At 66.4% G+C, this 26,802-nt stretch carries 21 protein-coding genes and 3 pseudogenes; 8 read left to right on the top strand and 16 right to left on the bottom strand.

Annotation, left to right across the window (positions count from 1 at the left end; genetic code table 11):
- Positions 1-114 precede the first annotated feature (114 nt).
- The 4 genes and pseudogenes from E1288_RS29610 to E1288_RS29590 all read right to left on the bottom strand — a co-directional run.
- Positions 115-282: pseudogene (locus tag E1288_RS29610) on the bottom strand (HalD/BesD family halogenase); the annotation flags it as partial.
- Between the two features lie 7 nt (positions 283-289).
- Positions 290-1,148: pseudogene (locus E1288_RS29605) on the bottom strand (SPFH domain-containing protein); the annotation flags it as partial.
- 875 nt (positions 1,149-2,023) lie between these two features.
- Entirely contained in the window at positions 2,024-3,808 is a 1,785-nt protein-coding gene (locus E1288_RS29595; RefSeq protein ID WP_207954621.1) for a bifunctional metallophosphatase/5'-nucleotidase, read from the bottom strand.
- 518 nt (positions 3,809-4,326) lie between these two features.
- Positions 4,327-5,064, bottom strand: coding sequence for a hypothetical protein (locus E1288_RS29590; RefSeq protein WP_132490778.1), 738 nt, complete (start codon positions 5,062-5,064; stop codon positions 4,327-4,329).
- Between the two features lie 265 nt (positions 5,065-5,329).
- Here E1288_RS29590 and E1288_RS29585 point away from each other — a divergent pair, with 265 nt between their 5' ends.
- Positions 5,330-5,776, top strand: a complete 447-nt coding sequence (locus tag E1288_RS29585; protein ID WP_132490775.1) for an Hsp20/alpha crystallin family protein — start codon at positions 5,330-5,332, stop codon at positions 5,774-5,776.
- Positions 5,777-5,846: 70 nt separating this feature from the next.
- Positions 5,847-6,200, top strand: a complete 354-nt coding sequence (locus E1288_RS29580) for a helix-turn-helix domain-containing protein (RefSeq protein ID WP_235883876.1) — start codon at positions 5,847-5,849, stop codon at positions 6,198-6,200.
- Between the two features lie 443 nt (positions 6,201-6,643).
- Here E1288_RS29580 and E1288_RS29575 read toward each other — a convergent pair whose 3' ends face one another.
- The 3 genes from E1288_RS29575 to E1288_RS29565 all read right to left on the bottom strand — a co-directional run bounded on the left by E1288_RS29575 (position 6,644) and on the right by E1288_RS29565 (position 9,970).
- Positions 6,644-7,018 carry a hypothetical protein gene (locus E1288_RS29575; RefSeq protein WP_132490772.1) on the bottom strand — a complete coding sequence of 125 codons (375 nt, stop codon included), beginning with the start codon at positions 7,016-7,018 and terminating at the stop codon, positions 6,644-6,646.
- Positions 7,019-7,253: 235 nt separating this feature from the next.
- Positions 7,254-8,207, bottom strand: a complete 954-nt coding sequence (locus tag E1288_RS29570; RefSeq protein ID WP_132490769.1) for a manganese catalase family protein — start codon at positions 8,205-8,207, stop codon at positions 7,254-7,256.
- Between the two features lie 1,109 nt (positions 8,208-9,316).
- A complete protein-coding gene (locus E1288_RS29565; RefSeq protein ID WP_207954620.1) occupies positions 9,317-9,970 on the bottom strand; it encodes a GntR family transcriptional regulator in 654 nt (217 codons plus the stop codon).
- Positions 9,971-10,077: 107 nt separating this feature from the next.
- Between E1288_RS29565 and E1288_RS29560 the strand changes: the two genes are divergently transcribed.
- The 5 genes from E1288_RS29560 to E1288_RS29540 all read left to right on the top strand — a co-directional run bounded on the left by E1288_RS29560 (position 10,078) and on the right by E1288_RS29540 (position 19,092).
- A complete protein-coding gene (locus tag E1288_RS29560; protein ID WP_132490766.1) occupies positions 10,078-13,443 on the top strand; it encodes a molybdopterin-dependent oxidoreductase in 3,366 nt (1,121 codons plus the stop codon).
- A 17-nt stretch (positions 13,444-13,460) separates the two neighbouring features.
- Positions 13,461-14,420, top strand: coding sequence for a bifunctional Delta(1)-pyrroline-2-carboxylate/Delta(1)-piperideine-2-carboxylate reductase (gene lhpI, locus E1288_RS29555; protein ID WP_132490763.1), 960 nt, complete (start codon positions 13,461-13,463; stop codon positions 14,418-14,420).
- Positions 14,420-15,856: a short-chain fatty acid transporter gene (locus tag E1288_RS29550; RefSeq protein WP_132490760.1), complete on the top strand. Its 1,437-nt coding sequence runs from the start codon at positions 14,420-14,422 to the stop codon at positions 15,854-15,856. Before lhpI ends, E1288_RS29550 begins: the two co-directional genes overlap by 1 nt.
- A 317-nt stretch (positions 15,857-16,173) precedes the next feature.
- Positions 16,174-16,656: a DUF350 domain-containing protein gene (locus tag E1288_RS29545; RefSeq protein WP_235883875.1), complete on the top strand. Its 483-nt coding sequence runs from the start codon at positions 16,174-16,176 to the stop codon at positions 16,654-16,656.
- Positions 16,657-17,640: 984 nt separating this feature from the next.
- A complete protein-coding gene (locus E1288_RS29540) occupies positions 17,641-19,092 on the top strand; it encodes an amidase (protein ID WP_132490796.1) in 1,452 nt (483 codons plus the stop codon).
- A 384-nt stretch (positions 19,093-19,476) separates the two neighbouring features.
- Here the strand turns inward: E1288_RS29540 and E1288_RS29530 are convergent, their stop codons facing one another.
- Positions 19,477-20,280, bottom strand: a complete 804-nt coding sequence (locus E1288_RS29530) for an aminoglycoside phosphotransferase family protein (RefSeq protein WP_235883877.1) — start codon at positions 20,278-20,280, stop codon at positions 19,477-19,479.
- A complete protein-coding gene (locus tag E1288_RS29525) occupies positions 20,240-20,908 on the bottom strand; it encodes a helix-turn-helix domain-containing protein (protein ID WP_235883874.1) in 669 nt (222 codons plus the stop codon). Before E1288_RS29525 ends, E1288_RS29530 begins: the two co-directional genes overlap by 41 nt.
- Positions 20,909-21,217: 309 nt before the next feature.
- Between E1288_RS29525 and E1288_RS29520 the strand changes: the two genes are divergently transcribed.
- A complete protein-coding gene (locus E1288_RS29520; protein ID WP_132490751.1) occupies positions 21,218-21,589 on the top strand; it encodes a hypothetical protein in 372 nt (123 codons plus the stop codon).
- A gap of 405 nt (positions 21,590-21,994) precedes the next feature.
- Here the strand turns inward: E1288_RS29520 and E1288_RS47225 are convergent, their stop codons facing one another.
- From E1288_RS47225 to E1288_RS29495, 7 genes and pseudogenes are all read right to left on the bottom strand, one after another.
- On the bottom strand, positions 21,995-22,159 hold the full coding sequence (locus E1288_RS47225) for a hypothetical protein (RefSeq protein ID WP_165968308.1): 165 nt from the start codon (positions 22,157-22,159) through the stop codon (positions 21,995-21,997).
- A 131-nt stretch (positions 22,160-22,290) separates the two neighbouring features.
- A complete protein-coding gene (locus E1288_RS49905) occupies positions 22,291-22,926 on the bottom strand; it encodes an amidohydrolase family protein (protein WP_268951888.1) in 636 nt (211 codons plus the stop codon).
- Between the two features lie 10 nt (positions 22,927-22,936).
- Positions 22,937-23,344: pseudogene (locus E1288_RS50475) on the bottom strand (amidohydrolase family protein); the annotation flags it as partial.
- Positions 23,278-24,369: an MFS transporter gene (locus E1288_RS48190; RefSeq protein WP_132490748.1), complete on the bottom strand. Its 1,092-nt coding sequence runs from the start codon at positions 24,367-24,369 to the stop codon at positions 23,278-23,280. The gene E1288_RS48190 and the pseudogene E1288_RS50475, both read right to left, overlap by 67 nt.
- A gap of 32 nt (positions 24,370-24,401) precedes the next feature.
- A complete protein-coding gene (locus E1288_RS29505) occupies positions 24,402-24,998 on the bottom strand; it encodes a TetR/AcrR family transcriptional regulator (protein ID WP_132490745.1) in 597 nt (198 codons plus the stop codon).
- Positions 24,999-25,102: 104 nt separating this feature from the next.
- A complete protein-coding gene (locus E1288_RS29500) occupies positions 25,103-25,387 on the bottom strand; it encodes a hypothetical protein (RefSeq protein ID WP_132490742.1) in 285 nt (94 codons plus the stop codon).
- A gap of 90 nt (positions 25,388-25,477) precedes the next feature.
- Complete coding sequence (locus E1288_RS29495; RefSeq protein WP_132490739.1) at positions 25,478-26,638, bottom strand: acyl-CoA dehydrogenase family protein; 1,161 nt, start codon at positions 26,636-26,638, stop codon at positions 25,478-25,480.
- Positions 26,639-26,802: the final 164 nt, after the last annotated feature.

Below are 26,802 nucleotides of genomic sequence, written 5' to 3'. Positions count from 1 at the left end.
AGTAGGCGCGTGGATCGGGCTGTGTGTAGATCTGGTCGAGCAAGATCTTTCCGGTGACGTCGAACTGCACGGACCGTCCTCCTCGCTTCTGGCAGTCGCCGACTGGTCTGGCGCTCAATCCAGCAGCCGGTCGCTCCGCGCCGCGCGTCCCCCAGCGGCCAGGTGTGCGGGCGGCACCCGGCCGAAGATCTGCCGCGCCCGCGACACGCTGCCGATGGCCCCAGCATGCTCGCTGAAGGCGAAGATCGCCGTATGGCCAGCCGTTTCGCCTTGCACCGGGGTACCGCCCTTACGACGTTCCCTGTCTCTGACGTGAAGTTGAACCCGGCTGCTGCGGCCCCACTGGTACTTGTGGCGTACCTTGCGTCGAGCCCGGGCGCTGGGTAGGAACAGCGCTGCCGCCGAGGTTCGGGCTGGGCACTTCTTTGCGGGCGACTGCTTCGGCTGCGCGAACGGCTTCGGCGACCTCTGGGGTGGTGGAGGTGTCGAACCAGGCCTTGACCGACTCCTCCTCTTCTTCTTCAGGGCAGTCGTCGGGACCTCTTCTTTCGGTGGTTCGTAGCGGAAGACGCCGTCCTCGCCGGGCGCGCCGAGCATCCGGGCGAAGCCTTCCAGCGACTTGCCGAAGTCGCTGGGCACCACCCATACCTTGTTGGCCTCGCCCTGGGCCGTCTACGGCGGCGTCTGCAGTTACTGGTAGGCCAGCAGTTCCGGGGTCGGCTTGCCGTGCTTGACCGCTGCGAAGACCTTCTCGACGGCCTTGGCCTGACCCTGTGCCTGCAGGTACCACTGTCGGTCGCCTCCACGCCGAGAATGGCTGCCTGTTCCTGGCCTTCGGCGGCCAGGATCGCGGCTTGCTTTTGGCCTTCGGCGGTTTTTCGCCGATTCCCGGGCGCCTTCGGCGTTGAGGATCACGACGCGCTTCTCCCGGTCGGCGCGCATCTTCTTCTCCATGGAGTCCTTGATGGACGGTGGTGGGTCGATGGCCTTGAGTTCCACCCAGGCGACGCGGATGCCCCAGCGCCCCGGACTCCTGGTCGAGCACGCCGCGCAGCTGGGTGTTGATGGCGTCGCGGGAGGTCAGGGTTTCTTCTAGGCTCATCCCCGCCGACGACGTTGCGCAACGTGGTGGTGGTCAGCTGTTCGACGCATCACTCGCGGTGGTGACTCGTCGGGCACGTCAGTGCCAGCGCTGTTGCACTGGATTCCCCACAAGAATTTTAGGATCCGGGACGCGTTGAGGAGTTGTTATGTTGCGTGCACTGATAATTGTTGGGTTCGCCGCAGTGGCCGCGCTGGCCGGTCTGTTCGTCTACCGCCGTGCTGGTAAACGCGGCCACGCGTAACCAACTCCGCGGCTGGCTGCGCACCGTCGTCCCGCCGTCTGGTCCACGCTCGTCGCCCTGCTCGTCACCGCAGGCGCATCCGAAGAGGTGACCGCACCCCTCGGCACGCCGGCGCGACGATCGTCGTGCCGCTGGTGCTCGCCGCGGTCTACGCCGCACTCCGCAAGATCGAGCCGCGCCTCTCGCCATGGGTGACCTGCTGCACGATGCGGGTGGTCTGGTTACCTGGATTTAACGTCCCACTCCCTTGACGCCACCTTCAATCGCCCGTGAAACTCTCCGTGCATGCCCGCTGACCTGCTGTAACAGGGGCGTGTGAGCCTGGTGAGACGTCGGGGGTCTTGCCGGGATTCGGGGAAGGGCGCGGGTGGCCGTCGGGGGGTCACCCGCCCCATTACGCAAGGGGGCTTGCGTGCACCAAGAAGACCAGATTTTCCACGGAGCAGCGAGGCGAAGCACCGGTGTCCAGGTCTCCCGCCGCCGGGCGCACACCGTGGGAGCGCTACGGCGCTCGATCGACCTGGAGAGGCGCGCTGCTTCGCATCAATTTGAACCGGAGCGATCCACCGAGGCGGCAGTTCTGCAGCTGGGGGAACCCGGCGTAGTGACGACATAGCGATGGCGCCGGTATGCGGCTGCGCCCACGCCGGCCAGGCGAGGGCGCAGCCGCATTGGGGTCAGTCCTTGATGCGCACCCGGTCGAGCGGTGCCGGGGAGATCACCTTGTGCTCCCTGAGGTAGTCCAGGAATACCTCGTGGTCAGGACCGTTGCGTACCGGGTCGGTGTAACCCTCGAAGGCGCTGTATCCGTCCGCTCCGATCACCGTGTACGCCAGCGCGGCCACCCGGTAGGTGCGCTCCGGATCCAGTGGCTTCCCGTCGATCAGCACCTCGCTCGGCTCGACCCGGTCGCCGACCGCCCGTGCCGGATCGTAGCTGTACGAGACATTGCGCGAGACCGCGAGCGGCGCCGACTTCACGCTGCCGTCCGCCTGCTTCTGCCACTGCTGCTCGAGAATGGCGTCGAGTTGACGTCCGGTGATCCCGACGGTGAGCACCGGGTTGCCGTAGCCGTAGGCGTTCCAGGACTCGCCGAACAGGATCCGGCCGTCAGCGTCGTCGGTGTGGCTGCCCTTCGCGAACGGCAGGTCGCCGCGGACGGCGGTGCTGCCCTTGGCGGGCTTGGCGGAGATCAGCGCCAGGTCGGCTTTGCCGTCCCGGGTGCGATTGGCGTCCCAGTAGTGGACGTCGGCGAACAGGTCGGCGGCGGTGCTCTCGCCGGCGGCGTTCGGCGTGCGGGTGAAGGAGCCGGTCTGGGTGGCCACCGGCTCGGCGAAGCGCTCGGCGCCGCGGCCGGCCCAGTAATCGACGATCTTCTTGACCGCCGGATCCGGCGCGACATCCCGAGTTACCGCGTGGTTGACCGAGCTGGTCCGGTCCCGGATGACCTCACCAGTGCTCGGGTCGAGCGACAGCCTGATCTCGTTGATGAGCGCACCGTGGTTGCCCGCCTCGACGACCGGGCGCGGGTTGCCTTCCGGGTCGGGCAGCATGCAGTTGAAGCGCGAGTGCCAGTGGCCGCTGACCACGGCGTCGATCTCGGGGGTGACCTGCTTCGCCAGGTCGATCACCGGCCCCCAGGCGGAGTCGCACTCGTTGTAGCTCGAGGTCGCGGCGGTCTTCGGGGAGCCACCGTCGTGGACGTTGAGGACGATCGCCTCGACCCCGCGCCGCTTGAGTTCCTCGGCGTACCGATTGGCCGTCTCCAGCTGGTCGAGAGCCCGCAGTCCCGGCTGGTAGGAGGTGGAGCCGGTGGGGGTGTCGGGCACCGTGGTGGTGATGAAGCCGACCGGGACGCGCTTGCCGCCGGGAGCGTCGAACCACTCGATACGGTACGGGTCCACGACCGGGCGGCCGGTCAGCTTGGAGACGATGTTTCCGGACTGGAAGTCGAAGTCCGCGCCCTGGAACCTGCCGCCCGTCGAGTCGGTGAAGCAGCTGTCCTCGTTGACCGTGCCGAAGCAACGGCCCTTCTCCATGTGGTCGACGAGGAAGTCCGGCGAGACGTCCAGCTCGTGGTTGCCCATGGCCGAGAAGCGCAGGCCCATCTCGTTGAGGACCTCGATGGTCGGCTCGTCCTGGAAGGCGTCCACTTCGAAGGGCCAACCGGAGAAGTTGTCGCCGGCGGAGAAGAAGACCGAATTGCGGTGCCCGGATCGCAACGCCTTGAGGTGCGAGGCCAGATACGCTGCCCCGCCAACGGTGACCGGGGTGCCGTTGGGCCCCGGTATCTGGCCGCCCTGTCCGGGGGTGGGTGGCTGTAGGTACCCGTGGAAGTCCGTGATGCTGAGCAGCTGCACGTCAACAGGGGCTGCGGCGGTCGCCGGTGCGGCGGAGGCTGCGCCGGCGAGCAGGGTGGTGCCGGCGGCGATGGCGCTGAACCGGCGAAGGATGTTTCTCAAGGCGTTGCCTCTTCCGGAGATGGATAGACGTGCTCATCTCAACTTCCAGTGGTGTCCTGGTAGTGAACGGAATGCTTCACGTCGAGGCATTCGCCGTGGCCGAACGATCGGGCGGTCGATCGCAGCAAGCGCCTCGGGGCCGCCGGGCGAGGGGCTGTCAAATATGCGTTGTGCCCCAAGGGGCCTGCGTGCGGCCGAACTCCGGGCCTGATCGAAGCTCGTGCGTTTGCTGCACTGGTCCGTCGCGCCCGGTCGATCGTCTGCCTCGATCAACACCGAGATCCCCGCCTTGCACCACGAGGTCGTGGCCCCGCGGCGCCCTGTGGAGCGTCGGACAGAAGCAGGGCCACGGGCGGGCAGGCGGCCACCGCGATGGCGAACGTACTGGGTTCGGGTGCGGGTGCGGGTGCGGGCAGTGCGGTGCAACCGCACTGCCCACGCAGCAACCAGGTAGGGCCTGAGGTGAGCGGTGGTTTCCGACACCTGCTTACGCCGCCGCTGCACAGGTGGGGGGATGTTCACGCTCGAGCATGAGGGGCGTCTTCTCTGCTTCGGAAGAGACCGGACGGCGAGTGGGAAAGGTCCTGTTGGCGTCCGAGTCGCTGCTCCGTGGCAAAGGGCAGGCGTGGGCTCGGTGGTTGTCCCGCCGTCGTGTGCCGGGCGGCCAGCAGGACCAGGCCCGCGCAGTCGGTGGTGGCCATCCAGTCATCGACGGTGGCCTCGGGTTCGGTCAGGCCGAGGTCGGCCAGGCTGCCGGCCACGCACAGGTCGGTCTCGGCGGCCCGGTCGGCGGGCACCAGCGCGTTCCACCACACGTGGTGGTTGGTCAACGCCGCGGCCACGACCAGGGCCCCGTTCCGGTCGTGCTGGCCCAGGACCCATTCCAGGGTGTCGCCGGGGACGCAGACGACCACGGGGACACCGCCCACCAGGCAGGGAGGCAGCGTCGCCAGCCGGGCCCGCAGACGCTGGTCGCTGAGGACTTCCATCAAGACCTGGGTGGCATGTTCGCGTTCCAGGACCCGCTCGTCGAGGGCTTCGCGCACCCACAGGCCGTCGCCAGCGGCGTGCTCGGTGTGCTCGACCCGCCGGGACCGCTGCCCGTCGCCGACGGCGATGGCCGCCATCAGCTGCTGGGCCTGGCCCAGTGAAGGTGCGCGGACGTGGACGGGAATCTCGCCGTCGCTGGTCGCATAGCCACGCCACCGAACCTGGTGGTCCAGTTCGCACCGGTACACCACATGCCGCGCTGCCATCGCCTCTGCACCACCTTCCACCGTCCTGAGATCTCATGAGACGGCGTCACATACTGTGAACCAGCAGCCTTGCAAATCTGATGTGACAGTTTCAGAATAAGTGCTGCAGGGCTGTTGGCAAGGGGTTCACCAGCAAAAACAGGGGAGGTGAGGCTGTCGGTCGCTTCTCCCTCGCGGAGCGCCGGGCTACGGGCCTCGCTCGCTCCCGGCGCTTCGCCGCCGATCACGTGTGAGTCGATGAGCGTGTGAAAGGACGTGGTGGGTGATGACAATGGCGTTCGACCCGTTCTTCCGTGATCTCAACCGGCTGACCGCCGAGGTGTTCGGCAGCGCCCGGGCACCGCAGACCATGGCGATGGACGCCTACCGGGCAGGGGATGACTACGTGGTCGAGTTCGACCTGCCCGGTATCGACCCCGAGTCGCTGGAGGTCAACGCGGAGCACAACACCCTGACCGTGCGCGCCCAGCGCCGCGAGCGGCCGGCCGGTGGGGGCGATGCCGAGGTCAGCTACCTGACCGCCGAACGCCCCCGCGGCACCTTCTCCCGCCAGCTCTCGCTGGGCAGCGGCCTGGACGTGGACCGCATCAGCGCCGACTACACCGACGGGGTACTCACCGTGACCCTGCCGGTGGCCGAGCAGGCCAAGCCCCGGCGCATCGAAGTCGGTCACGGCGGCGGCCGCAAGGTCATCGAAGGCACCCCTCGATGACCCGTATGCGCCCGGGTCCGGCCCGCGGGGCGGGCCGGACCCGGGCGCACTCCGAGCTCCTGAGGTGGTTATGACCGATCAATCCCCGGCCGATCGCGCGGCCAGCGCCTTCGACGACGCCGACTACCCCGCCTACACCATGGGCCGCGCCGCCGCGATGCTCGGCGTCACCCCGGAGTTCCTCCGCAGCCTCGACGCCGCCGGCCTGCTCGCCCCCGACCGCTCCGCCGGCGGGCACCGCCGCTACAGCCGCACCGAGCTCACCCTCGCCGCCCGCGTCCGCGAACTCCTCGACTCCGGCCTCACCGTCCTGTCCGCCGCCTGCCGCATCGCCGAACTCGAACGCGATCTCGCCGCCCCCACCACACCCGCGCCGCCGAACACGAATCAGCCGGAACACCCTGATTCCGACGCTCTCCCGTGATTGCGCTGTCAGCGCCCGGAGTGCTGGGGCACAGGCCTGGGCTGGGCATCAGGAGGCCACGGGCCTGCAGAAGCAGGGAGCGCGCGTCGTGAAGTCGGTTGAGGGCCATCAACTCCGCGGCCTTGCGTATCGGCCCGGCTACTTCGGCCGGAAGGGCGTCCGCGAGGCCGGGCACCAGCGTCTGGTCAAGGGAGGACAAGGCGCGCGATGCGACCTGAGGATCTGTGTGGTCCGGCGGGTTCCCCAGCAAGTCATGCGGTGGGATCGGTGGGACACGGACGCGTCCGGGACACTGGGTTGCAATGCAGGGCGAGTCACCGCCTCATCGAACACGTACGGGAGACCACCGTGCCCCGCACTTCGGCCGCTATCTCCTCACCGTGACGCCACCGGGATTCGCCTGCCGACCTTCGGCACCGGTAGGCGACCGCAGCGGGTTCGCATTACGGATCACTGCCCTGACCTGAGTTTTCGACTTCGGCGTACGACTGCTGCTCCGCGGGCGGCATTTCGCGTGCAGCGCCGAGGCGGGAGCCTGGTCGGGCTAGCTGCCCTCGGGCGATGATCAGTTCGGTGCGGGCCTCGTTCTTGTTGTCCTGGGAGAGGTGGTCGGCGGCAGTTCGTACCGCGATCACAGCGGCGTTAGGTACATCCAGGTGTGGCTCTTGATCGAGCAGATGAGTCGCGCGGGCCAACTCCTGACGGGCACGCTCTCCCCGCACGTGCTCACCGCCCGCCACCGGCAGCGTCAGCAGGTCGATCAAGGCTGTGTCCACGGCCCCGCGCAGGGCTTCCTCCCGAGAGGTCGGCGCAGTCATGGGCGAGGAGTTTAAGCACCAACCCCGAATTCGCAGGATGGTGTGGTCGATGAACACTCAAATGAGCGACTAGGCTGCGGCGGCACACCGTGCCGGTGGCGGAGTCCCGCACCCTGCTGGAGTTCGGGGTCGCTGGCTGACCAGGTGGCCGTCTGGATGGGGCGGGGGAGACCCACGCCTTCGGGAGCAGATCGGTCGCCCACAGGCGATGCCCGCGCGTCTTCGGATCACTCCCTCACGCCGGTCCGTAGCGGACTGGCTCGTCGGCGGCGGAGACTTCCATCTCGGCGGTGGCCTGGATGAGTTCGACGAGTTCCGGATCGAGTCCGGGGCTGAACTCCTCCGGTCGTTCCGGGGCTATGTCCATGGCGACGCCTTCGGGGGCTTGTGCCATTCGCAGCACTTCGCCGTCCCGTGCGGAAGGGGAGCTGCCTTGAAACACCTTCGCCGCCTCGGAGAGGTTGTCGAGGTTGAAGGTGTATTGCTTGTTGTGCAGGCCGCGTTCCAGCAGCGTTGCGACTTCTGGGTAGCGTTCGGCGCTGGTCTTCGGGATCGGCAGCGTCTTGCCCCAGTTGACCCCGAGGCTTTCCAGCGCCTTGGCGTAGGCGTTCTCGTGCGCCTGGTCGCGCACGATCAGGTACGCGACCGTCGAACGCAGGGTTTTGTTGGAGCTCATCTCGTAGATGCGGCACTTCTGCAGCCGCCCAGTGGACTCGAGCATCAGGTTGTACAGCAGATCGAGCACCAGGTTACCGCTGTTGTAGATGTAGGACCCGGACCAGGGGTTTCCGACCGCGTCGACCGGCAGCGCGCCCTGGGCACCGACGAGGAAGTGGTGGATGTTCCCCTCGGACAACGCGTTGGACAGCGGCGTACTACCACCAGCAGCTGGTTGATCCAGCGGATCCGTTTTCGCGCCGTTGTAGCGCGGTGAACCGTCGGTCAGCCGAGCGATCGTGGTCGCGATCAGTTCCACGTGGCTGATCTCTTCGGTACCGATGCCGTACAAGAGGTCCCGGTAAGGCTTGGCGTCCGCGCCACGGAAGTTGAAGCTCTGGAACAGGTACTGCATCATCGTTCGCATTTCACCGAACTGGCCTCCCAATCCTTCCTGGAGGGCGTTGGCTGCGGCCGGGTCCGGTTCGTCGGGCACGATCTCGTTGATCATTCGCTGGACGTGGAAGAACATTCCTACTCCTCAGGTGATCTACGGCTGTCCGTGTGCTCGTGCCTCAAGTCGGTGCCGATCAATGCTTTCGAGTCTTCGGTGATGCCGTCCGCACATGGCGACTTCGGCGCGATCGCCACCTTGAGCGACAGTCGAAGCAGACACAGGGACCCGACTTTAAGACTCGGAGAAGCACGTAGCCAGACGACCTTGGGCAGTCCCCGCCCACCTGGATGAACCTGGCGAGCATGCGGCCTGCTCCCGGCCGAAAACCTCGTCATACACCGGAAAGGTACCGCCGCTCGCAGAAGCAGCGATCAGGCCGAGCCCGACCACCCAGTCGATGACGACTTGTCGGCATCCGATCGATGAGCTCGTTTCGATTACTGCACAACGGGTAGTCACCGGGCGATGGATGAACCGACTTCTCCGAGGGAGCCTGTGTCTGTTATCGGACGGTGGCGAGAGTGAAATTCATGTCTGAAACGACTCTGCTACCAATGATCACGTGGCAGTCGTGGAAAGTTGCGAGATCTGGATACTTCCACCGCTGTCCCGGGGTTTCTCGGTTTACGCTGATCACTGTCTCGTATGGACAGTTCCGGAGTCACGGGGCCGCAGGTTCAAATCATGTCAGCCCGACGGCCAAAGGGATCTTCGCGGGTCGCAGCCGTGAAGACCCTTCTTTCGTGATCTAAGTTCGTTCTTCGGGGTCAAGCGCGCCGCTCGACGACCCCAAGGCGCGTCGTCACCTCATCTTCGATCACCGGTACTCGGTGGAATCCTGCACCATGCGCCGAGCCTCCTACCGTCAACGGGTGGGGGTTCTTGCGCAGGCCTCACTTCCGGGAGTTGCTGCCACGCCAAGATCCTGAAGACGGCCAAGATCCTCAACGGATCGCGCGAACCGGACCGCAGCGCCAACCCGCCGCGGCTGCCAGACCGAGAACCTGTCGCGCACTACAGTGGTGACGCACCCGTTTCCCGGGTGTTCGAGAAACTGTTGGCGGCTGGCATCGGTGAGCCGACGCCAGCCACCGAGTGCCCTGCAGGATGGATGAGATCGCATGGGCATGCGGCCAGCCTCAGGCCGAGCGGCACCGTCGGCGACGGCCTGGAACCGGTATGAGTCAGTTGTCCGCGTCGACACCCGCCCAGTCGGCCCGGACATGACGCAGGTGGCGTTGCACGATGGTCTCGAGTCGTTGAGTGTCGCGTTCGGCTATTGCGGCCAGGAAGTCGCGGTGCTCACCGGCCGAATCGACCAATCGTCCGGCATCCGCGAGGCTTTCCAATCCGTACAGGCGCGTCTGGTCACGCAAGGCCGCTACGGTGTTGACTAGACGCTGGTTCCCGCAGAGTGCGAGCAGGTCGAGGTGGAAGCGGCGGTCGGCATCGAGGAAGCGCGCGATGTCACCATCCTTCGCTGCCTCCTCGATCTCGGCGGCGACGGCAGCCAGCCGGCTGAGATCCTCTTGCGTGGCGTTCTCGGCAGCCCGCAACGTGCCTGGCACCTCGACCAGCAGGCGCATTTCGTAGACCTCGTCGAGATCATGCTCACTCATCGCCACAACCCGGTAACCGCGATTGCGCACAGGCTCCATTAGCCCCTGGTTCACCAGGGTCAACATGGCCTCTCGCACCGGGCTGCTGGACACCCCGAGCTGGTTCGCCAGCGCGGCCGCGGAGTAAATGTCTCCCGGACGTATCTCACCCGACACGAGCGCCTGCCGGATCACCTCCAGCGCTTGGTCACGCAGGTTCGTGTACTGCAGTCCCGCCACCTCAACACCTCTTTACCGGCTACGAGCCCTTGACTTCTCTCTCAACGGGATGCATCTTACTCGTTAACCGGTGATGGGTAACCGGTTACCGGTCACAGGAGTAGCTGATGGGTGAAGTACGGGGTTACTGCACGTTGTGCCGCTCGCGATGCGGCGCGGTCTACACGGTGGAAGGCGGCTCACTGCTCGCGGTCCGACCCGACGCCGAACACCCGACCGGCGCAGCGATGTGCCCGAAGGGTCGTGCTGCCGGCGAGATCGTGCACAGCCCTGGGCGGCTCACCCGTCCCCTGCGCCGGACCACCCCGAAATCCGATCCCGACCCGCGTTGGCGCGAGATCAGCTGGGATGAGGCGCTCGGTGAGGTCGCCGACCGCTTGGGGCAAATCCGAGATGAGAGCGGGCCTGAGGCCGTGGCCTTCTCCGTCACCTCCCCAAGCGGCACCCCGATGTCGGACTCGATCGACTGGGTCGAGCGGTTCATTCGGCTGTTCGGCAGCCCCAACACGTGCTACTCGACCGAGATCTGCAACTGGCACAAGGACTTCGCGCACGCATTCACCTTCGGCAGCGGGCTGCCCGCGGCCGACTACGCGGGCACCGACCTGGCTGTGCTCTGGGGGCACAACCCGGCCAAGTCCTGGCTGGCACAGTCCGCAGCACTGGCTGAGGCACGCAGCCGGGGTGCCCGCCTGGCCGTGGTCGACCCGCGCCGGTCCACCAGTGCGATGCATGCCGATCACTGGCTGCGCGTGCGGCCGGGTACCGACGCGGCGCTGGCGCTTGGCGTAGCCGGGCGACTGCTTACGACTGGAGGTTACGACGAGGCGTTCGTCCGTACATGGAGCAATGCTCCGCTGCTCGTGCGGCTCGACAACGGCCGGTTCCTACGCGCGGAAGAACTAGATCCGGAGCTGACCGGCTACGTGGTGTGGAACGAGCAGTCCGGACGCGCCGAGCCTTATGACCCGGTGAGAGCCGCCGTGTCGCCGGAGCGGTTCGCGCTGCGCGGAAAGCAGCGTGTTCTGACCTACACCGGCCAGGTCGACTGCGTGCCGGCGTTTGAGCGCTATACCGACGCGTGCGAAGCCTGGCCGCTGGACCGCACTGCGGCCATCACCGGCGTCGAGTCAGGCCAGATCGCCGCCTTCGCCGACGACCTGGCCCACGCCTCCTCTGTGGCATACGCGGCGTGGTCCGGCGTCGGGCAGCACGCCAACGCCACCCAGACCGAACGCGCTATCGCTACTTTGTACGCCCTGACCGGCAGTTATGACGTCCCCGGCGGCAACGTTGTCCTGCCGCGCCATCCGGTCAACCAGGTGACCACGCCCGACCAACTGTCGGCCGATCAGCGCGCTAAAGCCCTTGGCTCGCAACGGTTCCCGCTCGGGCCGCCTAATCAGGGCTGGGTGAACATGCGCGATCTGTGTCAAGCCATGCTCACCGGTCGCCCTTACCCGATCCGAGCGCTGTTCTCCTTCGGTGGGAACCTCCTGCTCTCCCAACCCGATCCCGTGCGCACCGCGGCCGCGCTAAGGGCCCTCGAGTTCTGCGTCCACCTGGACCTATTCGAAAACCCCACCGCCGCCCGCTTCGCCGACATCCTGTTGCCCGTCAACAGCCCCTGGGAACATGAGGCGATCAAGGTGGGCTTTGAGATCACCCCACGGGCGCAGGAACAAGTGCAGCTCCGGCCCCGGATGGTCGAGCCCATCGGTGAGTCACGTTCGGATACCGAGGTCGTGTTCGACCTCGCGCGACGGCTGGGCATGGGGAGACAGTTCTTTGGCGGCGACATCGAAGCCGCATGGGATCACCAGCTGGCGCCGCTCGGAGTTCGTGTCGCGGACTTGCGCCTGCATCCCGGCGGGATTCGCATCCCACTGCGCACCCGGTATCGCAAGCATGCCGACCGCGACGCCGGTGGTGGAGTGACCGGTTTCGCGACCCCGACCCGGCGAGTCGAGTTCTATTCCGAGCGGCTGGCCGAACACGGCTACTCACCGGTCCCCGTGCATCGTCCGGTCGCCCCAGACCCACGTTTCCCGCTTGTCCTCACTTGCGCCAAGAACGGCTACTTCTGCCACAGCCAGCATCGAGGGCTGGCCTCGCTACGCAAGCGCTTTCCGGAGCCGACAGCCGACATCAGCGCCGGACTTGCCGCCGCGCGTGGCATCGAGAACGGCGATTGGATCGAGATCAGGACCCGCAACGACACCGTACGGATGCGCGCCCGCATCGACGACTCACTGCACTCCGATGTGGTGGTCGCCGAGTACGGATGGTGGCAGGAGACACCCGATCTCGGCCTGCCCGGGTCGGATCCGCTGCACTCCGGCGGAACGAACTACAACCTGCTCATCGACGATGACAGCCATGACCCGGTCAGCGGTTCGGTGCCGATGCGTTCGACCCCATGCGAGGTGCGGCGGGTACCCGCGACTGACTGGCACGGTCAGCGTGAGTTCGTCGTCGACGCCGCGTTGCCGGTGACCCCAGAAGTCGTCTCGCTGCGCCTTCGCCCGGCGAAGGGCTTCCCGCTGCCGGACTACAGGCCTGGCCAGCACGTCACGGTCGCCGCCGCCGACGACCCCGCGACTGCCCGCAGCTACTCCCTCACCGGCCCGGCCCGCGAACAACAGCGCACCGGCTACTCCATCGCGGTGCGCCGAGTCACCGACGGCCAACTGTCCACAGTGATCCACGACCGGTTCCGGTCCGGTACTCGGGTACTGGTCACATCGCCCGGCGGTCTGTTCGCCCTCCCGCTTACACACTCCCAGCCGATCGTGCTGCTGGCCGCAGGAATCGGGGTCACGCCGTTCCTCGGTTACCTGGAGACGCTGGCTACCTCGGACGCAGACATACCGGAGGTCGTGCTGCACCACGGCAGCCGCGACAAGACAAGCCATGTGTTCGCGCACCGCATCCACGTCCTGGCTCAGTCAATACCCACTCTGCGCGTAGTCGACCACTACAGCAGGCCCGCTCCCGGCGACCTCGTCGGCAGAGACTACGCGGTGCGCGGCCGGATCACCGCCGCAGCGATCGATCCCGACCTTATCTACCGCCGCGCCCGCTTTTACCTGTGCGGACCCGAGGTGATGCTCGACGAAATCACCACCGGACTGGTCGCCCACGGCGTCCCCCGGTTCGACATCTTCGCCGAGAAGTTTCACTCGGCGGTACGCGATGTCGTCGTTCCCGACGATGCCACCGCGACTGTCCGTTTCGCGCGCTCGAACCAGGAACTGCGCTGGCGCAAGGCCGACGGAACCCTGCTGGAACTGGCCGAACGGGAAGGAATCTCCCTGCCCAGCGGATGCCGGCTGGGGCAGTGCGAAAGCTGCGCCGTTCCCGTACTGAGCGGCAGTGTCGCCCACCTCATCGCCCCGGCTGACGACCTGCCCGACGACCACTGCCTGACGTGCCAGTCAGTACCGACCACCGACCTCGTCCTCGACGCCTGACCCAAAAGAGAGAACCCATGCTGACCGTGAACGCCGAGTACACCGCCCGAGCCCTCGCCTTCGACACACTCATTCCCGCGCTGCGGAACGGATTCGTGCGAGGCGCGCACACCCCGGACCGCCACCATCACACCATTGATGCCACAACCGACTCCACCCTGCTGCTGATGCCGTCGTGGAGTGACGGAGAGTACCTCGGCGTCAAACTCGTGAACGTCTTTCCCGCCAACAGCACCTTCGGCCTGCCGGCCCTGTCCTCGGCGTTCGTCCTGGCCAGCGCCGCCACCGGCAAGCACCTCGCGGTGATCGACGGCAACGAGCTCACGCGCCGACGTACCGTGGCCACTTCGGCGCTGGCCGCGTCCTACCTCGCCCGCAAGGACAGCAGCGTCCAGCTGATCGTCGGCGCAGGCCACGTCGGTAGCCTCGCCGCCGCGGCCTACTCGGCCGTGCTCGACATTCAAACGGTCCTGGTGTACGACCAGAATCCCGCGGCAGTGGAGCGGTTAATCAACCAGCTGGCCAACGACGGGATCGACGCGCGCCCGGTCACCGACGTGCCCACCGCCGTCGCTCATGCCGACATCATCACGTGTGCCACCCTCGCCACGAGCCCGGTCATCCACGGCGATTGGCTCCGCCCCGGCACCCATCTGGACCTCATCGGGAGCTTCCGCCCCACCATGCGCGAAGCCGACGACGAGTGCGTCCGCCGCGGAACCGTCTACCTCGATTCCCTAGTCGCACTCGAGGAGTCCGGCGACCTCACCCAGCCCATCGCCGCAGGTGTCCTCGATCCTGCCTCGGTGGCCGGCACCCTGCCCGAGCTCTGTCGCGGCGAGCTGCCCGCCCGCGCTGACAACGAGCAAGTCACCGTGTTCAAAACCGTAGGCACAGCCTTGGCTGACCTCACCGCCGCAGCACTCGTCTACCGCGCTGCGGGCCAGCCCGTGCAGAGAATCCACCAGGAGTCGTGATGAGTGATACCGCTCCCACCTCACGCAGCAGCAAATCCGGATTGCTGGCCAGGATCGCCACCCACAGCGCCGCCTGGTCTGAACGATGGTTCCCCAACACCCTGGTATTCGCACTGCTCACGGTCGCGGTCGTGGCCATCGCGGCACTGTGCATTGGCGCGTCGCCCGCCACGGTCTCGTCTGTTTTCGGCAACGGGTTCTGGGACCTGATCCCATTCACGATGCAAATGGCCATGGTCGCCATCGGCGGGTACGTAGTGGCTACCTCGCGCCCGATCAGCCGCGTCATCACCAAATTCGCCCAGCTGCCGAAGACACCCCGCGGCGCCGTGGCCATGGTGGCCACCGTCAGCTTGCTCACGGCCCTGCTCAACTGGGGCTTCAGCCTGATCTTCAGTGCCCTGCTGGTGCGGCGGCTGGCCGAACGTGACTCGCTGCGCATGGACTACCGAGCCGCCTCCGCGGCGGCCTACCTCGGTCTCGGGGGCAGTTGGGCACTCGGTCTGAGCTCCTCGGCAGCCCAGCTCCAGGCCAACCCGGCGAGCATCCCCAAGTCACTACTGCCGATCACAGGCGTGATTCCCTTCCGGGAGACCATCTTCACCTGGCAGTCACTGCTGGTCGCCGCAGCGATCGTGGTCGTCTGTGTGATCATCGCGTTCTTCTCCGCACCGCGGGGCGAGCTTGCGCGCACCGCCACTGATCTCAGCATCGACCCGCATGACCCGATCGAGGACGACCCGCCACGGTCGCGGCCCGGCGAATGGCTCGAGTACAGCCCGATCCTCACCGTGGTCGTCGTCGCGCTCGTCGGCGGGTGGGCGGTGCAGCAATTCGCCGGCCAGGACCCGATCGTCGCGATCTCCGGCCTCAACACCTACAACCTGCTGTTCCTCGCCCTCGGCCTGCTGCTGCACTGGCGGCCCCGCCGGTTCCTCGCCGCGGTCACCAAAGCAGTACCCGCCACTGGCGGCGTCCTCATCCAGTTCCCCTTCTACGCCGGAATCGCCGCAATCATGACCAAGGCCGACGACGGCAGCGGTCACACGCTGTCCCACTACCTCGCGTCGGCCTTCACCAGCGTCGGCTCACCCGGCTTGTTCCCGCTCCTGATCGGCGGCTACTCGGTGATCCTCGGCTTCCTCATCCCATCCGGGGGTGGCAAGTGGATCATCGAAGCTCCCTACGTCATGCAGTCGGCCTCCGACGTGGGTGTGAACCTCGGCTGGACCGTGCAGATCTACAACGCCGCAGAAGCACTGCCCAACCTGATCAACCCGTTCTGGATGCTGCCGCTGCTCGGCGTGCTCTCACTCAAGGCCCGCGACATCGTCGGCTACACCTTCCTCTACCTGGTGGTCCTGCTCCCCGTCGTGCTCGGCCTGCTCACCCTGCTCTCACCCACCCTCGCGTACCACCCGCCCGTCCAGCCCTGAGTAGTCGTAGGCGCTGGCGCCAGCGGTACCTCGCGGGTTTTCGCGCTCGCTGGACTTCCGGTAGCGGATGCGTCCGCCGCAGGTGTGGACCGGGTGGAAGCTGGCGGAGCGATCGCGGGTCGCCCGGTGCAGTGTGCAGGGGAGGGTGACCAGCCCGAACTTTAATCAGTCGGCGCTCCGGCGCAGGCCACGCGCGTTCGTGCGGCGCGGAAGGGCGTCGTGGCTCACCCTGGAGGCGGTCTGCGGGCAGCGGTGAGCACGGCGACGCTTCGGCCGGTCCCACCAGTATCCGCCGGACGTAGGAGGTTCTCCGCGGAATGGGGCAGCACATGATCACGGCGCTCGCCGAGCAGGACGAGTTGGCGCTCGCGCCCGGCTTCCTCGAAGCCATCGGTCGCGGTGTCGGTGCGATCCTGCTCTACGCGCTCGTCGGCCTGGCCCTGATGATCATCGGCTTCTACGCCATAGACGTGACCACACCGGGTCGGTTGGGCCACTTGGTGCGGGAAGGAGCGCCGAACGCGGTCGTGGTGACCGCGCTGGGTCTGGTGAGCATGGCGCTGATCGTCGTGGTGGCGATCTACTCCACTTCCGACCGTCTGCTCGAAGGACTGCTCACGTCGGTGATCTTCGGCCTGGTGGGAATCGCAGTGCAGGTCCTGGCGGTCCGGCTGCTCGAGCGGATCATTGGCATCGACATCGGGCTTGTGCTGCAGGCCGATCGGTTCTCCCCGGTCAGCCTGATCGTCGGGGCCGGGCACTTCGCCCTGGGACTCGTGGTCGCCGTCGCGGTGAGCTGAACAAGCCAGCCGACTGCCTGACTCCACAACCAGCGAGCGCATCCTCAACACGCCGCCAGGCCCGCCAACGACCCGTTCTGGTTGCTGACCACCCATGCACAATGGACGGTGATCGCGTTGCCGACGACACGTAGCAGCGCGAGCCGTTCACGCTGTGCCGACTGAACCAAGAGCATAGTTTTCGCAGCTCAGAGGCGCTTTCTGCTATGTTCCCGACATGGTTGATCAACGCGGGCTCAGGCGTGATCTTGCATCGCTTGTGCTTGTGGGGCTCGGATATTGGATTTGGGTCGATAGGTTGCGGGCGGCTTGTACGGTCCATGCGCCGGTCGGGTTCGCGATTACTCCGGCGACGTGCACCCGGCGGGAGCGGTGCTCGATGACGTTCAGTACGTAGAGCCTCTTCAGGAACACGGTGTCCACATACATAAAGTCCACTGCGAGGATGCCCTTGGCCTGCGCCGTGAGGAACTGCTTCCACGTCGGACCGGACCGTCGTGGTGCGGGACTGACGCCGGCAGCGTTGAGGATTTGCCATACGGTGGAGGCGGCGATGCGATGCCCGAGCCGGACGAGCTCACCCTGGATTCGGCGGTGCCCCCATTGAGGATTGTCGGTTGCTATGCGGATCACGAGTTTCTTGATCGCCGTGGTGATCGGTGGCCGTCCGGGCCTGCTCCGTGCCGTGTAGTCCCATTTCCGCGAGACCAGTTTGCGGTCCCTGTGTTGGGCAAGGCCCAATGGGCGATCGGGAACATCAACGGTCAGCGGACAAGATTTGAGACCTCCATCCCGTTGCGCGATGCGGCATTTCATGGCCTGTGCGGGTGGAGTTGGCCCACTGTCGGCGCTGTGACCTGCGGTGGGCCACCTTCGGTGGTAGAACGAGTGCGCGACTTCGTCGGTGAAGGTGGCCCGTTCGGCCTCCCTGTTGCGCGAACCGGGATTTCGTGTCCTCTGTGGCAGGTCGATAGCTTCGGATTCATGGAGTGGAGCTTTCAGACGGCCGAAGAGCTCGTTGCCGCGTTGTGCGCCGGTGCGGTGACATCGGTGGAACTGACCGACGAGGCGATCGCCCGTATCGAGCGCGACGACAAGGTGATCAACGCGATCTGCGTGCCGGACTTCGACCGCGCGCGGGCCGCCGCACACCGTGCCGACCAGGCACGCGCGCGTGGTGAGGACCGGCCGCTGCTCGGCATTCCGGTGACGGTCAAGGAGTCCTACAACATCGCCGGGCTGCCCACGACCTGGGGCATGCCGCCGCACCGGAACTACATGCCGGCCGAGGACGCGGTACAGGTGTCGCGACTCAAGGCCGCGGGCGCGGTGGTGCTCGGCAAGACCAACGTGCCGTTGGGGCTGCAAGATATCCAGAGCTTCAACGAGATCTACGGCACCACCAACAACCCGTGGGATCACGGTCGCACGCCGGGCGGATCCTCCGGCGGATCAGCGGCGGCCCTGGCGTCCGGATTCGGCGCGCTGTCCATCGGCTCCGACCTCGCCGGCTCGCTGCGCACCCCCGCGCATTTCTGCGGCGTCTACGCGCACAAGCCGACGCTCGGACTGGCGGCTAACCGCGGTATGGTCCCGCCGTCCGAGCCGGCATTGCCGGCCGACCTCGACCTCGCCGTCGTCGGTCCGATGGCGCGCACCGCCCGCGACCTCACGCTCCTGCTCGACGTCATGGCCGGACCGGACCCGCTGACGCTCGGCGTGGCGCACCGTTTGGCACTGCCGCCCGCCCGCCACGAGCGGCTCTGCGATTTCCGGGTCTTGGTCCTCGACGAGCATCCGCTCATTCCGACCGGGTCCGCCGTGCGGGCGGGCGTGAACCGGGTGGCCGCCGCGCTCGTCGACGGCGGAGCCCGAGTCGAACGGCACAGTCCGCTGCTGCCCGACCTGGCCGAAGCCGCGACGCTCTACATGCAGTTGCTGATTTCGGGCTCCGTTGCGCGTTTTCCCATCGAATCGCACGAGCAGCTGCGGACCCGCGCCGCCGGACTGAGCGCGGACGACCAGAGTCTTGACGCCGTTCGGCTGCGCGCCATGGTGTTCAGCCACCGCGACTGGATTGAGGCGAACAACCGCCGCGAGGTCCACCGCCACGGCTGGCGGCAGCTGTTCGCCGAGTTCGACGCCGTGGTGTGCCCGATCACGCCGACGCCCGCGTTCCCGCACGACCACAACCCCAATCCGTTGGAACGGCGCATCGACATCGACGGCGTCGAGTACCCGTACTTCGACCAGCTCGTCTGGGCCGGCCTGGCCACCATGCCCGGCCTGCCCGCCACCGCCATACCCGCGGGCCGGTCCCCCGAGGGCCTGCCGGTCGGAGTGCAGCTCATCGGTCCGATGTTCGAGGACCGCACCCCGCTGCGGCTGGCCGAACTGCTCGAGCAGAAGACCGGCGGCTTCCAGGCACCGAAGTAGTGCGTACTGGCCAGCTGGCCGGGATACGGCAGGGACAGGCGTTGTCGAGAACTCCCATCCCTGCCAACGCGCGCTCGTCGGCAATAGCGGATGTTCTGAAGCGCCGTCGCTGCGCGCCCGCTGATAGACAGCGGGCGCGTCGAGTTCACCTACGAGAAGAGGCCCAGCGGGACAGCTTCCACTTCGGCCCAAGCCGCGTGCGCAGACTTTGACACCCGGTCCAAGATCAAGTTCGACAAGTGCGGAGAAACTTCGAGAAGCGCAAGGTGTCCATTGGCACCTGCGGCCGAACCTTCTCAACTCCTTGTGTTCATGAGCATGCATGTGTCAGGTGTTCGCTCCTGCGGCCGGACTCGGCCCAACGCGGCCGACTGGAGGATTGCATCAAACGCCCTTCAGAACACGATCAAGTGCCGCCCGGCCAGCAGGTCCCCAGTTCGGCTTACCGCCGGGGAGGCCCCGATCTCCGTTCTGCCCCATGAGCATCAGGAAGAGGCTCTTCATAGCGGCCAGCCCGCGGGCGCGCCGGATCGCCGCCTCATCTGCTTGCGCGTACACGTCGAAGAACCGTGAGGCCGTGCCCGCGGGTAGCACCACCCATGCGGCAGCGAGATCCCACGCCGGATCGCCGGCGAACATGTCACCGAAGTCGACGATGCCCGAGAGCGTTCCGTCCGAGACGACGACGTTCGCGGGATGGAGGTCGCCGTGCACCCACACCGGCGGGCCCTCCCACGCGTGGGCCGCAACGGCGTCGTCCCAGACGGTCCGGACGTCGGCAGCGATGTCGTCGGGAGCAACGGCCTGGAAGAAATTCTCGAAGCCGTCTGTGCAGTTCCTGGGATGGGCTCCGCGGTCTGTAGCGATCGGTGCCTCGGCGGGTGCCTCCACATGGAGCGCCTGGAGGAAGCCCGCCAGCGTGTCGGCCGCATGGGCGTCGCGGCTGATCGTGCCGTGGTCCAGCGGCTCGCCGGGAACCCACGTCATCACGGTCCAGTGCTTGGGGAAGCGCTCGGACGGTTCGCCGAACCGCACCGGGGTCGGCACCGGGAGCGGCAGGCGCGGGGCCAACACGGGTAGCCACCGCCGCTCCTTGAGCTGGAGCTCCGGGGTTGGGTCCATGCGCTGCATGCGCACGGCCAACTCGTCACCAAGGCGCCACATCTGGTTGCCCCAGCCGCCCGCCACCTCGCGGATGGTCAGCCCTGCAAGGTCTGGATGTTGCTCCTGCAGCAGGTCGCGGACCAGGTCGGCGGTGATCTCGATCTCGGTGTCGGTCATGCGAAGTCAGTGTACTGAGGCAGCAGACGGAGTGGCAGATCAGAGGCTTTGCGACGGAACGGCCCCAAAGTTCGCTGCGTTCCCGGCGCGGCAGCTCGGCCACATCGGGAAACAGCAACGCCCACAACGTGTTCCCGCCGACGACAGTGAGGTTCCGGTCGCTGACAAAAGCAGAAGCCAGATCCATCGACTCCAGCACCTGTCGCAGCGCCGGTCGTAGCTGTGACGAGTGCTCGGCCCGGTCCTTGCGCCCGGCTGTGGTGCCCGCGAGGGCGAACAGATGCCGCCGCTCGATGTCATCGAACCGCAGCGCGTCGCAGAGGGCATGCAGTACCTGTTCGGACGGCTGCCGGGCGCGGCCTTGTTCCAGACGGGTGTAGTACTCGGTACTCACCCCGGCCAGCTGCGCGACCTCACCGCGCCGCAGACCGGCGACCCGGCGACCGGCGCCGAACTCGACCGGCAGACCGATCTCATCCGGTGTGAGTCCAGCACGGCGGGCCCGCAGGAAGTCGCCCAAGTCGTTATTGCCCATGCCCTGAGTCTGCTTGTCACCCAGCCGATCACCAAGGGCATAGCTGGCCCTGCCAGTACTACACACACCAGGTCGTGCGAGACCGCGAGACTCGGCAAGGTCCGCCGAGAACGTGCATGGGTTGGCCAAGCCTATTGCAAAGTTGTTTGCAGCTCATTGCACGCCCCAGGTGCAAAGAAGACTGCAACATCGCAGAGATCGCTGCAATGTCACAAAGACTGCCTTGGCGGGTCGTCGCCAGTGGAAGAACCGTCAAGGTGAACCTGACGATCTTTGACCGAATTGACGATGACGAGGACAATACCGTCTATGACTGTGGTGACGAGGAACCCGATAATCGACCAGTGGTTCAGAGATGAACTCGGCGAAAAGAGCAGCATGTTCCTGTCAGTCGAACAATTGTCGGGGTTAACCCTGGCGTGCACCCAAGCGGAGCCGCCCCAGATTCCTGACCCGGTTCTCGCTGCCTGGCGTCGGGAACTGGTCCGACACCGCCGCGTAGTCAACCAGTCCGAGGTCGCCTACGTCGAGCGTGCCCTCGCACAGGGGTATTCCTGGCAGCGCATCGCCGAGGAACTCGGTCAACCGTCATCCGAAGCCGCACAACGCCATCACCAGTTCCTTGAAGAGGAGCTCGAACGCACCCATCCCAGCAACAACGAGAAGCCCTACCTTCCCTGACTATCGACGTCTCGCCGGCTCGCCAGAAGTTCCGATCAGCTGTTTCCACGGCCTGTCTCTTCGATACGGTGGCCGCAGATCACGATGCGGAGGCGCGGATGCCGGGTACGGGCAGCACGACGAGCCGGGAACGAGTGCGAGCAGCCAAGGCGGCATAGCAAGACCTTCACGAGCGGCGTCTCGATCACGCACGCCAGGTCGCCGACAAGTACTCGGCGCCGGGAGTGAAGCGATGACGTCGAGCAGGTCCTGCTGGAGCGCCGCGAATTGCAGGCTCGGCATGCGGTGATCGGAACAGGGAGGTGTCCTCCGGTGGTGACGCCCGAGCCGGAACAGCCCGATGACTCCGAGTTCGAGTCCACCGGTGGACGCGGCCCCGGTGTGCGACCATTTTGTCGGGCTGACTCAGTGGGACCGCCGTTCGGCGATCTCGGCAAGCCCGGCATCGTTGGTGTCGGCGTGGACTACCCTGGTCAGTTCTTCGGTGGACGCCACCTTTTGGGGCCGTACGACCTCGATCACAGGTAGCTCGGCGATCGTGGCCGACAAGTGCTCGGGGTCGCCGCGCATCCCGATGACGTCTATGGCGCTTCGGCATAGAAGGGCAGATCTCTCAGATCACTGACCGGGATCCTCGGCGTGCCGATGCTGCTGCGCTCGGCGGTGGGGATAGTGCTGGACAGCACGGGGAGCCATTGCGGCTATGCGGCCAGAGGCGCGAACTGCTCGTCGAGGTCCTTCTTCACGTGGCCGCCTTGGACAACGGCGCGAATTGAGTCCGGAACGGCGAGGTCGTGAATGTTGCGGAAGGGGTGCTTCGTCGTGACGACCAGATCGGCGAGCTTGCCCTGCTCGAGGGTGCCGAGGTCGGCGCTGAGCCGCATGAGTTCAGCAGCATTGGCTGTGCCGGCCTGCAGTGCCTGCCAGGGGCGGAGCCCCAGGTCGACCAGATGACCGAGCTCAGTGAGATTCTGGCCATGAGGGCAGACGCCCGCGTCCGTGCCTAGCGCGACCTTTACTCCCGCGGACAACGCCACCTCGAGATGATCCCTCGCGATCTGCGACCAGAGGGTCTTCTTCTGATACAGGTACGGTGGGACCTTCTCCGGAGAGGGGACGCGCAGGGCCGAGCTCAGCGTCGGGACGAGGAAGGTGCCGTGTTCCTTCATCAGAACGATGGTCTCGTCGTCGATCTCGTAACCGTGCTCAACGCTGGCTGCACCGCCGCGGACCGCTTCGAGGATGCCCTGGGTACCTTGGGCGTGCGCGGCGACCGGCTGCCCCGGCTCGTCGGGCGGTCTCTTCAAGGATGATCCGAACCTGGTGTTCAGATACACCAAGGTCGTGCGGTGTATCGGATGGGCTCGAGACCCCACCGGTGGTGCAGATCTTGATGACGTCTGCCTCGGAACGGATGAGCTCCCGCACTGCTCGCCGGATTTCATCGTCGGTGTCGGCGATCTTGGCGATGCTCGCGTCCTCCCTGCCCACTCTCGCCCCGTTCGGTAGATGCATGTCGACGTGACCTCCGGTCGGGGAGATCACACTCACGGCGAGGTGGAGGCGCGGGCCGTCGATGGTGCCTTCGGCGATGGCATTGCGATATCCGGCATCGAGCCCGCCGAGGTCGCGAGCGGTCGTGATACCCGCATTCAAAGTGTCCTTGATGGTCGTCGCAGCGCGGAGACTCATGTGAGAAGCGAACCGTGCGAGCAACGCCTGCGGCGCTTCTTCGTGAGGAATGCGGAGATGCACGTGCGTGTCGATGAACCCGGGCAGCACGTACGCACCATCGAGGTCGATCGTGGGGGCGGTATGCCACTCGAGATCGGCTCGTCGCGAACCGGCGTATTCGATTCTGCCGTCGTCGACAATGAGTTCGGCGTCGTCGAGGATGCCCTCCCCGGTGCCGTCCCAGAGCGAGCAGCCGATGATGCGGTAGCGGCCGTGGTGCGTGGGCACCTGTGGGAGCCGCGCTGCGCGTGACATCGGGTTCTCCTTCTTGTGGGGCATGGATTCGGTCGCGAGGTCAGGCGTCGACGGCTGAGATCTCGGTCGTGGTGGGGCGGTGCCGGCGCAGCACGGGCATGACGAGCAGGCCGACGATGAACATGGTCGCGCAGAACGAGCATGATGACGGGAAGCAGCAAGACAACGGTAAGGTTGGAGATGTGTCCGGCTTGACCTGCGGCGAGCGAACCGACGACGGCACCGAGCGTTAGGCACGCGACAAGCATGCCGATCGCCCGGCGGGAGGTGTCACCGACGAGGCGGCTGTGCGCGATGCCGATCTCCAGCGGCAACCAGACCGCGAGCGGGCCGCAGAGCACACGGCCGACAAGCGCGATCTCGAAGCTCGGCGATAGCGCCACAAGCGCGGCGCCGATGGCCACGGCGATGACGCTGATTCGCAGAATGCGGCGGTGCCCGTAGATGTCGCCGAGCTTCGCCAGCACGGGCACGCTGACGCCGGCGGCGAGAGTTTGCACTGTCACGAACCACGTGATGTTGGCGTCCGTGATGCCCCAGTGCGGGATCATCTCACCGAACAGAGGACCGTAGTAGCCCTGTAGGAATCCGCTGCTGAACTCGACGAACAGAAGGAAGCCGACCACGGTGGCGACCTTTGTCTTGAGCGGGGCGGCAGACGTCGCGCTGGTATCCGCCATTGGATGCTGCGACATAGATGAGTTCTCTTTCTCAGGAATCACGCCCAGCCAACGTCGGCTCTGGGCGCATTTCAGCCGGGGATGGCGTTTGGGCAGCACGATGGGGCCCATACGGGTGAATGTGTGACGAGCGAAAAGTGCGACTACTGGTGCACGCGCAAGGGCGGAGAGGCGGCGACCGATTCAGCGATCTGCCGCATGTCCGTCTCCGTGAGCTCCTGGTCTCGGATCGCTGACCGGTAGAACGAGAACCCGGCGATCATGTCGAGGATCATGTCGGCATCGGTCTCGGGTGGGATTTCGCCTCGTTGCACGGCGCGCGCGACGATGGTGCGGCCTTGCTCGCGGCGGTCCGAGAGGAATGCCGAGTCAACGATCCTGCGCACATCAGGCTCGACGAGCAAGGCCCAGAGATTCCGCGGACCGTCGACGGGGGTCTCGAAACGACGGTAGGTGCCACTCTGTCGCATGTGGATGGCGAGGTCGCCGGCGAGCGTTCCGGTGTCTGGAAGCGTGCCGAGATCCGCATCTTTGAGGAGTACTGCTGCTGCGAGTTCTTCCTTCGTGGCCCAGCGCCGGTAGATCGCAGTTTTGCTGCATCCGACGCTTGCAGCGACGTGCTCCACCTTCAATCCGGTGAACCCGTCGAATCGCAATGCGCGCTCCGCTGCGGCGAGGATCCGGTCCGTCAGCTCAGGGCTACGAGCGCGGCTCGCGTGACGCGTGGCGGCATCGGTCATGCGCACATACAACCATGCTCAAGGTCGATACGCAACGTTCCGTACCGTTTGGGGTCATGAGCCGCGCTAAACCATGCTCCTTGATGCGATACGCACCGTACCGTTCAAAGGCGCTCGGCCAGTCGTCGAGGCGGCACCACCTCGGTGTCGACCTCGGCGAACCTCAGTCCCGGGATCTCCGAAGCGGGCTGGAGTGCGTCGACCATCGCCGGACCCGACACCCGCGTCGGCGGCCGACGCAGCTGGTCCAGCTGCGAATTCCGGTTCCCCTCCGGGACTTCTAGCAGCTCGCCCAAGGCGGCGCCCTGGTCGTCGTCGAGCAGCCGGTGCAGCGTCCCCACAACCGCTGCCTCCTGGCACGAACCGACCAGCCGTGCCAGCCTGGTCACGCCTGGCAGCAGCACCTTCCGCTAGCGCAGCCCTCGCTGCGGTCGGAACCAGCCGCCAAAGCATCGATTGGCTCTGAAGAACGAGGATCGCTACGAGACGCTTTCTGCGACGTACCTGCCGAGGTTGTGCTCGTGCACTTGTGACGCTCCTTCGTAGATGCGGAGCGCGCGTACGTCGCGCCACATCCGGGGAATCGCGTGGTCGCCGACGATGCCCTCGCCGCCGAGGACCTGGACAGCGCGGTCGGCGATGCGGCCGGCCATCTCCGTGCAGAAGTACTTCGCCGCGGCGATCTGGTGGCGCGGGATGGGGCCGGTGTCAAAGGCGCGGGCGGTGTCGAGGACCAGGGCGCGGCCGGCCTGAAGTTCGGCGTAGCTGGTGCCGAGCATGGCTTCGACGGTGCCGATGTCGGCCAAGGGGCGGCCGAACTGGTGGCGGCGGGAGGCGTGGACCGCGGCGTCGTTCAGCAGCCGTGTGGCTTGGCCGACCGCGGTGGCGGCGACGTGGGTTCGGGCGTGGTTGATCCCTCGCAGCGCGAGGCGCAGACCGTTGCCGGGTTTCCCTCCGATGAGGTTCGCGACCGGCACCCGCACCTCGGCGAGGGTGATCTCGGCGACCGGTCCGGTCTCGTGGCCGTTCATCCGGGGCGGCACTCGGATGTCCACGCCGGGCGCGGACGGATCGACGAGGAACGCCGACAGCCCGGCTCCGCCGGGGGAGTCGGGGTCGGTTCGCGCGAAGACCATGAGGAGGTCGGCCCATGCGGCATTGGTGATGTACCGCTTCTCCCCGTCGAGCACGTAGTGTTCGCCGTCGCGGATCGCGCGGGTACCGACGGCGGCGGCGTCGGAACCGGCGTCGGGCTCGGTGAGCGCGAACGCGGTGACGCATTCGCCGGCGGCCATCGCCGCCAGGTAGCGATCGCGTTGTTCGGTGGTGCCGTGGTCGAGGATGATCTGGCTGGCCAGTCCGATGGTCGTGGAGAACCGCGATCGGTAGACGCAGGATGCGCGGGTGAATTCCAGGGTCAGCCGGACCTGCTGTTCGACGTTCCAGCCGAGCCCGCCGTGCTCGCGGGGCAGCGTGATACCGAACAGGCCGAGCTCGGCCATGCGTCCGACCACGTCGGGTGGTACCTCGCCGCGCGTGACCATCTCCTGCTCCCGCGGGATCAGCTCCTCGTCGGTGAAGCGCGCGATGAGATTCAAGTATCCGTTGAAGTCCAGTGCGCGGACCTCGGATGCGATCATGTTCTTCGTCCTTGTGTCGATGGAGATGTCGAGCTCGGCCAGGGGCGGCCTGCTCTCATTCGGGAAGGTCTCTGACGGCGGTCGCAGCGGGTCCGCGACGTGAAACGTAAGTAGAGGATCAGCTGTAGATCGATCACCGATCGGTGAAATGTGATCAACACGGC

Source organism: Saccharopolyspora elongata, from assembly GCF_004348985.1.
Classification (GTDB): Bacteria; Actinomycetota; Actinomycetes; order Mycobacteriales; family Pseudonocardiaceae; genus Saccharopolyspora; species Saccharopolyspora elongata.
Note: the sequence above shows the minus strand (reverse complement) of the source record. Positions and strands in the feature narration are given on the sequence as shown.